Source organism: Pantoea sp. X-Soil-MYKO-1785 (genome assembly GCF_059730675.1).
Genome location: NZ_AP036000.1, coordinates 933,671 through 949,039, shown reverse-complemented (window position 1 = coordinate 949,039; position 15,369 = coordinate 933,671). Strand labels below are relative to the sequence as shown.

10 protein-coding genes are annotated in these 15,369 nt (G+C 59.7%); 4 read left to right on the top strand and 6 right to left on the bottom strand.

Annotated elements, in window-relative coordinates; translation table 11 throughout:
* The first annotated feature begins 51 nt into the window (after positions 1–51).
* Both AC6I8D_RS04275 and AC6I8D_RS04270 read left to right on the top strand, forming a co-directional pair.
* On the top strand, positions 52–864 hold the full coding sequence (locus AC6I8D_RS04275) for an inositol monophosphatase family protein (RefSeq protein WP_312758301.1): 813 nt from the start codon (positions 52–54) through the stop codon (positions 862–864).
* A complete protein-coding gene (locus AC6I8D_RS04270) occupies positions 865–2,130 on the top strand; it encodes a histidine-type phosphatase (RefSeq protein WP_312057252.1) in 1,266 nt (421 codons plus the stop codon).
* Between the two features lie 490 nt (positions 2,131–2,620).
* Here the strand turns inward: AC6I8D_RS04270 and proY are convergent, their stop codons facing one another.
* The 6 genes from proY to phoB all read right to left on the bottom strand — a co-directional run bounded on the left by proY (position 2,621) and on the right by phoB (position 10,278).
* Positions 2,621–3,973 (bottom strand): proline-specific permease ProY, encoded by a 1,353-nt coding sequence (gene proY, locus AC6I8D_RS04265; protein ID WP_312057251.1) that lies wholly within the window; start codon positions 3,971–3,973, stop codon positions 2,621–2,623.
* Positions 3,974–4,043: 70 nt separating this feature from the next.
* Positions 4,044–5,363: a branched-chain amino acid transporter carrier protein BrnQ gene (brnQ, locus tag AC6I8D_RS04260; RefSeq protein WP_497819689.1), complete on the bottom strand. Its 1,320-nt coding sequence runs from the start codon at positions 5,361–5,363 to the stop codon at positions 4,044–4,046.
* Positions 5,364–5,754: 391 nt separating this feature from the next.
* Positions 5,755–6,858 (bottom strand): cobalamin-independent methionine synthase II family protein, encoded by a 1,104-nt coding sequence (locus tag AC6I8D_RS04255; protein WP_497819688.1) that lies wholly within the window; start codon positions 6,856–6,858, stop codon positions 5,755–5,757.
* Positions 6,859–7,321: 463 nt separating this feature from the next.
* Positions 7,322–8,242 (bottom strand): PstS family phosphate ABC transporter substrate-binding protein, encoded by a 921-nt coding sequence (locus tag AC6I8D_RS04250; RefSeq protein ID WP_312057248.1) that lies wholly within the window; start codon positions 8,240–8,242, stop codon positions 7,322–7,324.
* A gap of 12 nt (positions 8,243–8,254) precedes the next feature.
* Positions 8,255–9,574 (bottom strand): phosphate regulon sensor histidine kinase PhoR, encoded by a 1,320-nt coding sequence (gene phoR / locus AC6I8D_RS04245; protein ID WP_312057247.1) that lies wholly within the window; start codon positions 9,572–9,574, stop codon positions 8,255–8,257.
* 14 nt (positions 9,575–9,588) lie between these two features.
* Positions 9,589–10,278, bottom strand: coding sequence for a phosphate response regulator transcription factor PhoB (gene phoB / locus AC6I8D_RS04240; RefSeq protein ID WP_003852491.1), 690 nt, complete (start codon positions 10,276–10,278; stop codon positions 9,589–9,591).
* A 195-nt stretch (positions 10,279–10,473) separates the two neighbouring features.
* Here phoB and sbcD point away from each other — a divergent pair, with 195 nt between their 5' ends.
* Positions 10,474–11,673: an exonuclease subunit SbcD gene (gene sbcD, locus AC6I8D_RS04235; protein WP_312057245.1), complete on the top strand. Its 1,200-nt coding sequence runs from the start codon at positions 10,474–10,476 to the stop codon at positions 11,671–11,673.
* Positions 11,670–15,344, top strand: coding sequence for an AAA family ATPase (locus AC6I8D_RS04230; protein WP_497819687.1), 3,675 nt, complete (start codon positions 11,670–11,672; stop codon positions 15,342–15,344). The genes sbcD and AC6I8D_RS04230 overlap by 4 nt, the downstream gene beginning before the upstream one ends.
* Positions 15,345–15,369: the final 25 nt, after the last annotated feature.

Sequence of the window (15,369 nt, the reverse complement as noted above, 5' to 3'; positions counted from 1 at the left end):
TGTTCAGGCGTGCCTTCCGTTCGCTATGGCAAAAAATCATAAGAGGGAAAGATGTCATCCGCTTCGCATTCTGAAATTGACGCGCGCTACCGTTACGCCTGCGACATCGCCCGTGCGGCGGCCAGCCGGGCTTATTCGTGGTATCAGCAGCGTCAAAACCTGGTGGTGGAACACAAGAGGGATCTGCAGGACGTGGTCAGCGAAGCCGATCGCAACGTCGAAGCTTTAATCAAAACGCTGATTGAGGAGCGCTTCCCGGACGATGCCGTCTACGGTGAAGAGAGCGGCGGCGAAATGGGCAACACCAGTTTTATCTGGGTCGTCGATCCGATCGATGGCACCGCCTGCTTCGTCAACGGCCTGCCTAACTGGTGCGTCTCGCTGGCGGTGGTGTGCGACGGTGAACCGGTGATTGGCGTGGTATGCGATCCCAATCATCAGGAGCTGTTCCACGCCCGACAGGGCCAGGGGGCGTGGGTCAACGAGACCCGATTGCAGGTGCATGCTGCGCAACGTCTCAACGAAGGCCTGCTCGGTATCAGTCACTCCAGCCGCACCCCGGCCGAGAGCGTTACCCGCCTGATCGCCGGACTGACTCAACAGGGCGGCATGTTTATCCGCATTGGTTCTGGCGCGCTAACCAGCGCCTGGGCAGCCGCAGGCCGGTTAATCGGCTACTACGAAGCGCATATGCATCCGTGGGATAGCCTGCCAGGTATCGTGCTGATGCGCGAAGCCGGCGGCGTTACCAACGATTACCTCAGTAACGACGGCCTGAAAAAGGGTAATCCGGTGCTGCTGGCGAACGCCACGCTCTACCCACAGATAAAAGCGCTGACCGGCAATCGCGCGCTGGACGAATAAATGCGCGCTACCCGGTGGTACCAATGCGCGTTAACCCTGAGTGCGCTCTGGCTGCTGAGCCTGCCGTCGCAGGCGGCCCCGCCGCCTCACTATCAGCTGGAAAAGGTGGTCGAACTCAGCCGGCACGGCGTGCGGCCACCGACGCCTGCTAACCGTAAAGAGATCGAAGCCGCCAGCCAGCAACCGTGGACGGTGTGGACCACTGCGGATGGTGAGCTGACCGGTCACGGCTACAGTGCAGTGGTCAACACCGGACGCTGGCAGGGCGACCACTATCGTCAGCTCGGTTTACTGCCCGCTGGCTGCCCGACGGCAGACGACGTCTATCTGCGCGCCAGTCCGCTCCAGCGCACCCGAGCCACCGCCCAGGCGATCGCTGACGGTGCGTTTCCGGGCTGTGGCGTGCCGATCCATCAGGTGACCGGTGAGGTTGATCCGCTGTTTCAGAGCGATAAGCTGGCGTTTGCGCAAACCGATCCGCAGCAAGAGCTGGCGGCCAAGCAGCAGAAAGCGGGCGATCTGGCGCAGTTACAGCAGCAACTGCAACCGGCGATTCAGCTGCTTAAAGCCGCGGTTTGCCCGCCCACTGCGAAATGTGATTTCTTTGATCGCCCATGGCAATTCAAACAGACCCGCAGCGGCCACACCTACGTCGAAGGACTGAGCGTGATGGCCAGTATGGTTGAGACCCTGCGGCTGGGTTACAGCGAAAACCTGCCCGTCGATCAGCTGGCGTGGGGGCATATCACCACCGCGGCGCAAATTACCCGCCTGCTGCCGTTGCTGACCGCTAATTACGATTTGAGTAATGATCTGCTGTATCAGGCGCAGCGACGGGGATCGATCTTACTGCAGGCGATGCTGACCGAAATCGCCAGCAACACCTCCACTGCCCGCTGGCTAATCCTGGTGGCGCATGACACCAATATTGCGATGGTGCGCACCCTGATGGGCTTTGACTGGCAGCTGCCGGGCTACGCGCGCGGCAATATTCCGCCCGGCGGCAGTCTGGTGCTGGAGCGCTGGCGTGACAGCCAGAGCGGCGAGCGTTTTCTGCGGCTCTACTTCCAGGCACAGAGTCTTGATGGCCTGCGCCAGTTACAGCCAATTGATGACGCGCAGGATTTATTGCGTCAGGAGTGGCATCAGCCAGACTGCAGGATGACCGACGTCGGGCTGCTGTGTCCTTATCAATCGACCCTGACCGGCTGGCAAAAACGGCTGGACACCACCGCCACGCCGCCGGTTTCCATCCGGCTGCCCTGAATCGCCGCTAATCAGATTTATGCCGCGCTCGCTGCGCGGCATAAATATGCTTTATCAGTCTTAATTAGTTTTATTGATGCCGCCTGGTAATTTTCTTATTTAAATAACCCGGCTATCAGCGGCGCTAATTTTGTTTTACGATTGTCGGGTCAATCATCCCTTTTTATTACTCTGATTCTCTTGAATATTTCGGCGACTGGTTTCGCCGTTTTTTTATTTATTTATCATTCTCTCTGCCCAGCCACAGCCCCCCTGACGCGCTTAACGCCAATGTTTATCTGACAATCCGCTTCCACACGGATAATTAACCGCGCGCGCAGGCGTGTTATTCCACCGTCTGCAGGCGGTATCCGCAAAGATTATTTCAGAACGGGGTTATAGCTGAGATGAATAGCCGGAGCAGCGTCAGGAAAGTCAGGCGGGGAAAGAGAAGGGCCAGGTGATGGCAAATAGCAACTGCTCCCCCCGCCAGAGGGGGAGCAGTCGTGGATCAGTGCGCTTTACGTACCAGCTTATAGCCCAGCAGCAGCACCACTATCCACACCACGCCGACATAGAGCGACACCCGGGTATCCGGGAAATAGCCGATCAGCGCAATGATGAAGCAGAGGAATGCGACACCGACACCTGCGGTCCAGCTGCCGCCTGGCAGCGCAAACTTGAGCTCACTGGCAGCCTGCTTGCCGATTTTGCGACGGAAGGCGATCTGTGACAACAGGATCATGATCCACACCCAGACCGTCGCAAAGGTCGCCAGCGAAGCGATCACCAGGAACACCTTCTCTGGCATCAGGTAGTTGAGGTAGACCGCAATCAGCATGGCGAACATCATCACCACCACCGTCACCCACGGAATACCGCGTGAAGAGACCTTCATAAACATCTTCGGCGCATGTCCCTGCTGGGCCATGCCGTGCAGCATGCGGCCCACGCCAAACACGTCGCTGTTGATCGCTGACAGTGAGGCGGTCAGCACCACAAAATTAAGAATCGAGGCGGCCGCCGCGATGCCCAGATGCTGGAAGGTCAGTACAAACGGACTGCCCGAGGTGCCCACCTGATTCCACGGATAGATCGACATAATCACAAACAGTGTGCCGACATAAAACACTAGAATACGCCACGGGACCGAGTTAATGGCGCGCGGAATCGACTTCTCCGGCTCCTTCGCTTCACCGGCGGTGATACCGATAATTTCGATACCGCCGTAGGCGAACATCACCATCTGCAGCGACAGCAGCATTCCGACCACGCCGTGGGCAAAGAAGCCGCCGTTGGTCCAGAGGTTATGGATGCCGGTCGGCTGGCCGCCGTTGCCGATGCCCCAGATGATCATGCCGAAACCAGCCAGAATCATCACAATGATGGTGGCGACTTTGAAGAAAGAAAACCAGAACTCCACTTCGCCGAACACCTTCACGCTCATCAGGTTGACCGCGCCGATGATCAGCACCACGCTCAGTACCCAAATCCAGTGCGGCACCTCCGGAAACCAGACGCCCATATAGATGCCGAACGCCGTGACATCAGCGATCGCCACGATCAGGATTTCGAAGCAGTAGGTCCAGCCGGTAATGTAGCCCGCCATCGGACCGAGATAATCCTGGGCATAGCGGGAGAAGGAGCTGGCCTGGGGATTGTTGACTGACATCTCGCCCAGTGCGCGCATGATGATGTAGGCCACCGCCCCGCCGATAATATAGGCGAGCAGCACGCTGGGTCCGGCCATTTTGATCGCATCGGCGGAACCATAAAACAGCCCGGTGCCAATCGCCGATCCCAGCGCCATAAAGCGGATGTGGCGCGTGCTCAGTCCGCGTTTGAGCTTATTGGTTTCTTGCATAACAACCTGTACCTGTGAAATGAAAAAACCACGGGCAAGCCCGTGGTTAAAGAAAAATCAGTGCCATCTGCTACGAGTGAACGGAAACCTGTTCGCGACCTTTTACCCGATCCACCACGGCGGCAATCAGCAGCATCACCAGCGATGGCGGTAACCAGGCAAGTCCCTGATCGGCCAGCGGCAGGTGCTGACTGAATGCAGGCAGCAACACTTTAAACCCGGTCGTTTTAATCGCATCAACAATGCCGAACAGCAGGCTAATCAGCATCGCTGGCGCAATAATCCGGCTGCTCTTGTTCCACCAGTTCAGGGTGAAGCTCAGCACCACCAGCACGATACAAGGCGGATAAATCGCCGTCAGGACCGGGATGGAGATCTGAATCAGGTGGCTCAGGCCGAGGTTCGACACCACCATCGAGAACAGACCAAGGATAAACACCAGCGTTTTATACGACAATGGCAGGTATTGCGCAAAAAATTCCGCACAGGCACAGGTCAGACCGACCGCCGTTACCATACAGGCAACAAAGATCAGCGCCGCCAGGAAGAAGCTGCCCATACCGCCAAATGTCTGCTGAACGTAAGCGTGCAGAATCGCTGCGCCGTTCGCATTCTGATCGACCAGCGCGCCGCTGCCGGAGCCCAGTTTAAACAGGCACAGGTAGACCAGCGTCAGGCCCACGCCAGCGATCAGGCCGGCCAGAACGGTGTAACGCGTCAGCAGCGCGGCATTATCAACCCCGCGTGAACGGGCCGCGTTCACGATCACGATGCCGAACACCAGTGCGCCCAGCGTATCCATGGTCAGATAGCCGTTCACAAAACCGCTGGAGAACGCCGCACGCTGATAATCTTCCGTCGCCGGAATAGTGCCGCCCGCTGGCCACACCAGCGCAGCAATGCCCAGCACGGTCAGCGCCACAATTTTTAGCGGCGCAAGGAAATGGCCGACGGTATCGAGCAGTTTGCCCGGATAGAGCGACACGCCAATCACCAGCGCAAAATAGACCAGGCTGTAGATAAACAGCGGCATCGCGCCATCACCGGTCAGCGGGGCAATCCCCATCTCAAAGGAGACGGTGGCCGTCCGCGGCGTCGCAAAGAGTGGCCCGACCGCCAGATAGCAGACGGTGGCCAGCACCAGACCGGCAACCTTACCGATTGGGGTACTGAGTGCATCCACGCCGCCGCCGACGCGCGCCAGCGCTACCACGGTCATCACCGGCAGACCTACGGCAGTGATCAGAAAGCCAATCGCGGCGGTCCAGACGTGTTCGCCAGACTGAATACCGACCATCGGCGGGAAAATAATGTTGCCCGCGCCAACGAACAGGGCAAATGTCATGAAGCCCAGCGCGAGAATGTCTTTCGAGGTTAAACGATGTGTCATACGGCCTGTCACTGATGTTGCGGTGGAAGTTGGGTTTGTGTTGTCCCCTCGCTGCGTTAAAACCACGACCAGCCAGCCAATGTCAGCGCATTATGCTCATCGTGAGGTGAAGCGCAGGTGATTTAAGCTGCTTTTTTTCTGTTCACGGAGGGATGGATCGACAACGGGGCTAAGTAAAACGTTTATAGCGGGGAAAGGCAATACGGGATCGGAAAACCAGAAGGTTATCTCGTTATTTAAGCCACAGCCAGTGGATAGCGTTAATTTTTAACCCAGGCACACAAGATGATATGCCTAAATAATAAACAGGCCGCGAGAATTCCCCGCATAACGCCGCTGACAAATGCACAAAAGGCGCGTTTTACGCGCCTGTTTGCACAAGTTTACAGCATTACCACACCTGTTTTGCGATATCGACCACCAGGCGGATCTTCTGCCACTGCTGCTCTTCGCTCAGGCTGTTGCCCTCTTCGGTAGAAGCAAAGCCACACTGCGGGCTGAGACAGATCTGGTCGAGGCTGACATACTGCGCCGCTTCCTGCAGACGGGCTTTCACCTGCGCCGGATCTTCCAGCTCGCCGGATTTGGTGGTGATCAGGCCCAGCACCACCTGCTGATGGCCTGGCTTGATGAAGCGCAGCGGCTCAAAACCGCCTGAACGGGCATTGTCATATTCGAGGAAGAAGGCATCGACATTGACGCTGCCGAACAGGATTTCCGCCACCGGCTCGTAGCCGCCTTCTGAAATCCAGGTTGAGCGGAAGTTACCACGGCAGACATGCAGGCCAACGGTCAGATCGGCTGGCTTATCTTCCAGCGCCTTGTTCAGCACCTGAGCATAGGTCCGCGCCAGCGCTTCCGGATCGTCGCCGCGTGCCCGGATTTCGCGTTTCTGATCTTCAGAGCAGAGATACGCCCAGACGGTGTCATCCAGTTGCAGATAGCGGCAGCCAGCGGCGTAAAACGCTTTAATAGCGTCTTTATAAGTCTGTGCCAGGTCGTCAAAGTAATCAGCCAGGTCCGGATAGACCTCTGCATCGATCACTTTGCGCCCGCCACGGAAGTGCAGCACGCTGGGGCTGGGAATGGTCATTTTTGGCATTGCATCACCGGCGACGCTTTGCAAAAAGCGGAAATGCTCCAGCATCGGATGGCTGGAAAAACCGAGCTTACTTACCACTTTCACGCCATGCGCTTTGGTCTGCACGCCGTTGAACTGGATACCCTGCTCCGCTTCATACGCTTCCACGCCATCCAGGCCGTAGAAAAAGTCGAAGTGCCACCAGCCGCGACGAAATTCGCCATCGGTCACCACCTGCAGGCCATTTTCGCGCTGTTTTGCCACCACATCGCGGATGGCGTCATTTTCAACCTGCCGCAGGGCTGCCGCATCAATTTCACCGGCGGCGAACTGCTCACGCGCTTGCTTAATCGCGGCGGGACGCAGAAAACTGCCGACGGTATCAGCACGGAACGGGGCGGTATTTCTTTGCATGATCACTCCTGTCTCGCCTGCCGGTGGTTTCAGCAGGAAATAATTGCGCTCTGTTATTTATAGCCATCTGGATGGCTATACGTCTGAACGCAGGATGACACGTGCCGCCGTCCGCTGCAACAGAAGAAAATTCACCGCTCATGAAGAAAATTCATGTTGGCTGATAAGATGAGTTGCTGCCCAGCTTTGCAGCGGCTAAGGAGAGCCGTCTGTTACGCCAGTGACGATGATATTTACAGCAGCTAAGAAGAGCAGAAGGTGCGACCAGAGGTGAATCATCCAGCGCCGGTTAAGCAAAGTGTTACGCGCCTGAAGACGACCGATACAGCGCCGCGTGCCGGTCGCGGATAAGCAAAGCCATACGCGCCTGAAGACGATCGGTTAAACGCCGCGCGCCGGCAAAGCACATGCAGAACGCGCGCCTGAAGATGATCGATTAAGCGTGATGCCTGCCTGAAAAGGGTTAATTAAGCGCCGCGCGCGCCTGCGCCATCTGGCTATCAGAGAGTGGCAGATATCCCGCCTCGCTGACCCGTCGCTGTCCCTGCACCGAGAGCACCTGCTGCAGGAACGCTGCCACCAGCGGCGGCAATGGCTGACCCGGCGCCTTGTTGACGTACAGATAGAGCGGACGGGCCCACGGATAACGACCACTGCGGATCGCCTCTGCGTCGGGTGCTACAGCCTCACCCCGAGGGTTCACCACCGCCAGCATTTTTACGCCGCTGAGATGGAAGCCAAAACTGGCGTAACCGATGCTGCGTGGATTGCCGGCCACCGCCTGTACCACCGCTGCCGAACCGGGAAATTCGGCTACGTCATTGCGAAAATCGCCCTGACAGAGCGCCTGCTGCTTGAAGAATCCCCAGGTGCCGGACGCCGAGTTGCGTCCGTAGCGCTGGATCGGTCGGCGGACCCACTCAGATGCCTGCGTGCCGAGATCGCCCCAGCGTTGCGGCACCGATGTCGCGCCACACAGGCGGGTAATCGAGAAAATGGCGTCGAGCTGACGCGGCGTAATCTGCTGCAGCGGATTGCGTTGATTAACCACCACCACCAGCGCATCCATCGCTACCGGTACCGCCAGCGGAGGATAACCATAGCGCGCTTCAAACGCCTGCCGTTCATCCGCCTGCATCGGGCGGCTCATTGGCCCAAGCTGCGCCGCACCGGCAGCCAGCGCAGTCGGCGCGGTCGACGAACCGGAAGCCTGCACCTGCACATTGACCCCCGGTGCCTGCCGGCTGAAATCCTCGCCCCACAGCGTCATCAGGTAGCCCAGCGTATCAGACCCGACGCTGCTGAGGTTGCCCGACAGCGTGCCGGGCTGGGCCAGCGCCATGCCTGGCAATAAAATGACCATCAACAAAACAAGTGCGCGCATCAAGCAGATCCGTCAGCCATTAATGGAGGCATTCTCCTGCATCCCACTGCTGACAATCAACCTTGCCGGCAGGGTAAAGGTAAAACAGGTCTCCTGATGCGGCACGCTGGTGATATCTAGCCGCGCATTATGGTGGCTCAGGGCATGTTTCACGATCGCCAGCCCCAGCCCGCTGCCGCCGGTCGCCCGCGATCGCGCCTTATCGACCCGGTAGAAACGCTCGGTGAGACGGGGAATATGTTCAGCCGCGATGCCCGGCCCGTTATCGCACACCCGAAACGTTGCGCCCTGCTTGCTGCGCAGCCAGCTGATATCAATGCGCGTGCCCTCCGGCGTATGATTTACCGCGTTGTAGACCAGGTTGGAGATGGCGCTGCGCAGTTGTTCATCGTTGCCGAACACTTTCAGATGCGGATCGGTATGGAAATGGATGTCGTGACGTCCGCCGCTCAGGGTGGCGGCCTCATGCTGCAGCAGCCGGAGCATCACCGGCACATCAACCTTCTCTTTCAGATCGATCGCCGGTGCAGCTTCAATCCGCGACAGCGTCAGCAGCTGTTTAACCAGGCTGTCCATGCGGCGCGTCTGCTCCGACATGGTATGCAGCGCCTTACCGCGTGAACGCTCGTTCATCACCGAGTCATTCATCATCTCCAGATAGCCCTGCAGCACCGTCAGCGGGGTGCGCAGTTCATGGCTGACGTTGGCAAAGAAGTTACGCCGCGCCCCCTCCAGCTGATGCATCTGAGTGACGTCACGCGCCACCAGCAGCCACTGGCCTTCACTGTAGGGCATAACGCGAAATTCCATGTGGTACTGGTTATTCAGCACCAGCGTCAGCGGTTTGTCGAAGTCACGCTGGCGGATATAGCGCGAGAATTCCGGATAGCGCAGCAGGTTAAGGATGTTCTGGCCATTATCTTCTGGCCAGCGTAGCCCGAGATGCTGTTGTGCCAGCCCGTTGCACCAGAAAATGGTGCCCTCTTCGGTGGTGAGGATCACCGCATCCGGCAGCGACTCAGCGCCGCTGCGAAAGCGTTTAATCAGGTTGCCGAGTTCACGCCGCCGCCGCCGGTTGCGTAACTGCATCTGGTAGAGCCCGTAAAACAGCGGTTCCCAGCTGGCCCGCCCGGCCGGCGGCGTCATGGTGCGATCGAGCCACAACCAGTGCGACAGGCGCATCAGGTTGTGGAAATGCCACAGCAGCACCGCCAGCACGCTCAGCAACAGCAGCCACGGCAGATAACCGAACAGCAGGCCAAGCAGCAGCGCAGGCAGACACGCCAGCAGCAGTTCTGACAGTAATCTCTTCCAGGAGAGGCGTTCCAGCACGGTGAAAACTCCGTTTAGTAGCGGGCAGAGAAACGATACCCTGTTCCACGGACGGTTTGTACCATGCGATCGTGGCCGGAGACTTCCAGCGCTTTACGTAAACGGCGAATGTGAACATCGACGGTGCGATCTTCGACATACACGTTGGTGCCCCAGACGTGGTTCAGCAGCTGTTCGCGGCTATAAACCCGCTCCGGGTGGGTCATAAAGAAGTGCAGCAGTTTATATTCGGTAGGGCCCATTTCCAGCGGCGTGGTTTCCGACATCACCCGGTGCGAGGAGGGATCCAGACTCAGTCCCTGCATCTCAATCACCTCTTCCACCGCCATCGGTGAAATACGGCGCATGACGGCTTTGATGCGCGCCATCAGCTCTTTTGGCGAGAACGGCTTGGTGATGTAATCGTCAGCGCCGACTTCCAGCCCGCGCACCCGGTCCTCTTCTTCACCGCGGGCGGTTAGCATCATCACCGGAATATCGCGGGTCATCGCTTCGCGTTTCAGATGCTTAATAAACTGAATGCCGCTGCCGCCGGGTAACATCCAGTCCAGCAGAATCAGATCGGGCCAGGGTTCAATCAGCTTACCCACTGCGCTGTCATAATCTTCCGCCTCAATTGGCTGATAGTCGTTCTGCTCCAGAACAAAGCACAACATTTCACGGATTGGGGCTTCATCTTCCACAACCAAAATGCGCTTAGCCATTATTACTCCTGCTGATATGACGGCTGTCACTGAGATTCGCGGCGCCATTATGCGTCAGATTTGTGACACTTTTATGAAAAACATACCCGCTCATTCAGGCCAGTGGTAATCAATTATGACCGCGCAGCGACAATTTTTCGCTTTGGCCACAGAGCCAGTATAATCGCCGGGCGAATTACAACGGCAGGGAGTTTTATGCGCATCATTCATACTGCGGACTGGCATCTGGGGCAGTTCTTTTACAACAAGAGTCGGGCAGCGGAACATCAGGCGTTTCTCGACTGGTTGTTGATCCAGATCGAACAGCATCAGGTGGATGCGTTAATCGTGGCGGGCGATCTGTTCGATACCGGCACCCCGCCCAGCTACGCGCGCGAAATGTTCAACCGCTTTGTGGTGGCGCTGCAGCCCAGCGGCTGTCAGCTGATTGTGCTGGCGGGCAATCACGACTCGGTGGCGACGCTCAATGAGTCACGCGAACTGCTCGCCTGCCTGAATACCCGGGTGATCGCCACGCCCGAGGCCAACAGCGATGTGCTGCTGCTCACCACCCGTCAGGGCGCGCCGGGCGTGCTGCTGTGCGCCATTCCATATCTGCGGCCGCGCGACATCCTGCGCAGCCGCGCCGGCCAGTCCGGACGCGACAAGCAGACCTCGCTGCTGGAGGCGATTGCTCATCATTATCAGCAGCGCGTGGCTGCCGCGCGGGCGCTGGACCCGGCTCTGCCAATCGTGGCCACCGGCCATCTCACCACCGTCGGCGTCAGCCAGAGCGACTCGGTACGTGACATCTATATCGGCACGCTGGACGCCTTTCCGGCCGCCGCCTTTCCTGAGGTCGATTACATCGCGCTCGGCCACATTCATCGCGCTCAGCGGGTAGCGGGCACCGAGCACATCCGTTACAGCGGCTCGCCGATTGCACTCAGTTTTGATGAACTGGGCAGTGAAAAAAGCGTCTTCCTGCTGGACTTCACCCCGCGCGGTTTGCAAACGGTGACGCCGCTGGTGGTGCCGCAGGTGCAGCCGATGCAGGTACTGAAAGGCTCACTGGCACAGATTGCGCAGCAGCTCAGCGATTTCAGCGGCGTGCAGCAGGAAAAACCGACCTGGCTGGATATCGAAGTCACTACTCAGGAGTACCTCAGCGACCTGCAGCGCCAGGTGGAAACCCTGACCGCAGAACTGCCGGTGGAAGTGTTGCTGTTGCGCCGCAGCCGCGAGCAGCGTCAGCACAGTCTGGCGCGACTCGACAACGAAACCCTGAGCGAACTGAAAGTGGAAGAGGTGTTTGCCCGTCGCCTGGCGCTGGATAGTGAACTGCAACCGCAGCAGATCGATCAGATGACCACCCTGTTCCGCCAGACGCTGGCCGACATTGAGGAACCACAGTGAAGATCCTCACGCTACGGTTTAAAAACCTTAACGCACTGCGCGGTGAATGGTTTATCGATTTCCGCGCCGAACCCTTCGCCAGCAACGGGCTGTTCGCGATTACCGGTGCCACCGGCGCAGGCAAAACCACGCTGCTGGATGCCATCTGTCTGGCACTCTATCACCAGACGCCGCGTCTCGGCGCCATCTCCCAGAGTCAGAATGCGCTGATGACCCGCGACTGCGCCGAGTGTCTGGCCGAAGTGGAATTTGAGATCAAAGGCGAAGCCTGGCGCGCCTTCTGGAGCCAGAACCGCGCACGCGGCACCGCCGACGGCAAACTGCAGGCGCCGCGGGTGGAGCTGGCGCGCTGTGCCGACGATACCATCGTCGCCGACAAGGTCGGTGACAAACTGAGGCTGATTGAGACCCTTTCCGGCCTCGACTTTGAGCGTTTTACCCGCTCGATGATGCTCTCCCAGGGACAGTTCGCCGCCTTCCTCAACGCCAAAGCCAGCGAACGGGCCGAACTGCTGGAAGAGCTGACCGGCACCGAAATTTACGGCCAGATTTCCGCCGCAATCTATGAACGCCATAAAGAGGCAAAAACCGCGCTCGACCTGCTGCGCAGCCGGGCGGGCGCCATGGCGCTGCTGGATGACGACACCCGCACCGCGCTGCAACAGCAGATGCTGCAACTGAGCGCGGCGGAACAGACGCTGAGTCGTGACTATCAGCACGCCCAGCAGCAGCAGCAGTGGCAGCAACAGGCGCAGCAGCTCCAGCAGGATATCGCGCAGACCCGCCAGGCGCTGCAACAGGCGGAGGCGGCGGCGCAGGCCGCTGAAGCGGACCGGCAGCGGCTGACGCGCAGCGAACCGGCTGAAAAGCTGCGGGCTACCCTGCAGCAGCGCGACGAACGGGCGAATGCGCTGCGTGAGGTACGCAGTCAGCAGCAGCAGCTGTCCGACGCGCACCAGCAGGCGCTGGCTGAACAGCAACGCCAGCAGCAGCACTATGCCGCCGCCCAGGCCGCGGCGGAACAGGCACGCCAGCAACAGCAGCAACAGGAGAGCCTGCTGACCGAACAGGTGATGCCGCTGGATCAGTCACTGCAGGCACTGCAACAGCAGCTGACGCAGCAGCAGCAGGAAAAAGAGCGCCAGCAGCAGCAGTACGATCGGACTCAAGGTACGCTGACCGAACAGACTCACCAGCTTAGCGCCTTACAACAGGCGATCGCGGAGCAGCAAACCCTGCGTCAGCAGTTAGCCGATATGGCGCAATGGGGCGCATCGCTGCCGCTGTGGCAGGAACGATTTGCCCAGCTGGCGCAGCGCGAGGCGACCCTCGCCGGACTGGTGCAACAGCAGCAGCAACAGCAGCAGAAAATCGCGGCGCAGCAAGCAGAACGGGAACAGCAGGCGAAGCAGGCCTTACCCCGCCAGCAGGCTGAGCAGGCCGCCGCTCAGGCGCTGCTGCAAGCAGAGCAAGTACTAACTTCGCTGCAGGAGCAGCATCCGCCAGCCGCGCTACGAGAGGCGCTAAGCCAGCTGCACAGCAGCCGCGCGGCGCGGCAGCAGCTGTTACTGCTTTCCACTCAATGGCATCCGCTGCATCAGCAGCTTGGTCAGCGCCAGCAGCAGCTGGCCGGGCTGGAAAAAGCTCACCAGCAGACGGAGGCGGAACTACACAGCCTGCGCGAAACATGGAAACGCGAGAAACAGCAGCTGGATGATGTCGATAAAATCTGCGCGCTGGAGCAGCAGATTGCCGATCTTTCGCAGTATCGCGCCCGGCTCACACCAGACCAGCCCTGTCCGCTGTGTGGCTCCTGCACACATCCGGCAGTCGCCAGCTACAGCACGCTGGAAATCAGCGCCAATCAACAGCGACGCGCTGCCCTGCAACAGCAGGTCGATGCACTGCGCGAAGCGGGTACCGCCAAAAAAGAACAGTTAAAGCAGTCGGCGACCCAGCAGCAGACGCTGCGCGACGACATTGCCGAAACCCAGCGGCAGCTTGCTGGTCTGGAGCAGCAATGGCAGGCGCTCAGCGGTGAGCTGGCACTTACCTTCACCCTGTCAGATCGCGACGCACTGACCCAGTGGCAGCAGCAGCAAAATCAACGCGAACAGCAGCTTGAGCAGCAGCGACAGGCGCTGGAGGCGGCTGAGCAGGCGCGCCAGGCGGCAAAAGATCACCATCTTCAGCAGTCGCAGGCCTGGCAGCAGCATCTGCAGGCCGAACAGCTGGCGCAGCAGTCGCTGGATAACCTGCAGCAGGCGCTCAGCGCGCTGCAACAGCGCCAGCAGCAGGAACAGGCGAGCTGGCAGCAGTTGCAGGACGCAGTACAGCAGCAGTTCAGCCAGCATGGCCTGAGCCTGCCTGCCGCCGCTGAACGTGAATCCTGGCTGGCCGCTCAGCAATCCCGCTGGCAGCGCTGGCAGGAAAGTGAGCAACTACTCGCTAACCTGCAGCCGCAGCTGCTGCGCGGCGAAACTCAGCTGACTGCGCTGCAACAACAGGCCGAACGTGAACAGCAGCAGCTGACCACTCAGCAGCAGCAACTGCACCACCATCAGACCCGGCTCGACGAGATGCGCCAGCAGCGTCAGGCGCTGTTTGGCGATCGCGAGGTCGCCGTGGCCCGCCAGCAGATGCAGGCCAGCCTCCGCCAGCATGAGGCGCAGCTCGCGCAGCAGCTGGAGGGGTTACAGCGGGCGCAAAGCGGAGTCAGCAGCCTGCAGGGCCAGCTGGCGGTGCTGGAGAGCCAGCGGCAACAGCTGGTCACCCGTCTGGCTGAGGCGGAACAGACCCTGCTGCAGGCGCTGACCGCCGCCGGGTTCCGTGATGAAGCCACGCTGCGCGCCGCGCTGCTGGACGAGCAAACCGCGCAGCAGCTGCGTCAACAGCTGCAGCAGATCGATCAGCACCATCAGCAGCAACAGACGCGGCTGGCGGATCTGCATCAGCGGCAGGCGGCGCACCAGCAGGCGCAGCCCGCTGCGATGCCAGCCTCGGCTGAGGCGCTGGCGCAGCAGCTGGAACAGCTGCGGCTGGCGCTACGTGACAATGCCAGCCAGCAGGGCCAGATACAGCAACAGCTACAGAGCGATGCCAGCCTGCGCCAGCAGCAGCAGAGCCTGATGACGCAGATTGCAGAGGACGAAACGGTGCTGGCGCAGTGGGGATTGCTCAACGATCTGATTGGCTCCGCCAGCGGCGACAAGTTCCGGCGCTTTGCCCAGGGCTTAACGCTGGATCACCTGGTGGCGCTCGCCAACCGTCAGCTCGACCGGCTGCACGGCCGTTATCTGCTGCAGCGTCGGGCGCAGGATCTGCTGGAGCTGGACGTGGTGGATACCTGGCAGGCTGACACGGCGCGCGATACCCGCACCCTGTCCGGCGGCGAGAGCTTTCTCGTCAGCCTGGCGCTGGCACTGGCGTTATCCGATCTGGTCAGCCACAAAACCCGTATTGAATCGCTGTTTCTCGACGAAGGCTTCGGCACGCTGGATGCGCAAACGCTCGATACCGCGCTGGACGCGCTGGATGCGCTCAACGCCAGCGGCAAAACCATCGGCGTGATCAGTCACGTTGAAGCGATGAAAGAGCGGATTCCGGTGCAGATCAAGGTGCGAAAAATGAATGGGCTGGGCTACAGCCAGCTGGAGTTGCCGCAGGGATAACGGGCGCCGCAGCGCCCGCTTTGTT

What these genes read in the sequence shown, in the direction of transcription:
- AC6I8D_RS04250 (WP_312057248.1), bottom strand. Translation starts at nt 8,242, where the DNA reads ATGCGCGCACTTGTTTTGTTGATGGTCATTTTATTGCCAGGCATGGCG.
- AC6I8D_RS04270 (WP_312057252.1), top strand. Translation starts at nt 865, where the DNA reads ATGCGCGCTACCCGGTGGTACCAATGCGCGTTAACCCTGAGTGCGCTC.
- brnQ (WP_497819689.1), bottom strand. Translation starts at nt 5,363, where the DNA reads ATGACACATCGTTTAACCTCGAAAGACATTCTCGCGCTGGGCTTCATG.
- proY (WP_312057251.1), bottom strand. Translation starts at nt 3,973, where the DNA reads ATGCAAGAAACCAATAAGCTCAAACGCGGACTGAGCACGCGCCACATC.
- AC6I8D_RS04275 (WP_312758301.1), top strand. Translation starts at nt 52, where the DNA reads ATGTCATCCGCTTCGCATTCTGAAATTGACGCGCGCTACCGTTACGCC.
- phoB (WP_003852491.1), bottom strand. Translation starts at nt 10,278, where the DNA reads ATGGCTAAGCGCATTTTGGTTGTGGAAGATGAAGCCCCAATCCGTGAA.
- sbcD (WP_312057245.1), top strand. Translation starts at nt 10,474, where the DNA reads ATGCGCATCATTCATACTGCGGACTGGCATCTGGGGCAGTTCTTTTAC.
- AC6I8D_RS04255 (WP_497819688.1), bottom strand. Translation starts at nt 6,858, where the DNA reads ATGCAAAGAAATACCGCCCCGTTCCGTGCTGATACCGTCGGCAGTTTT.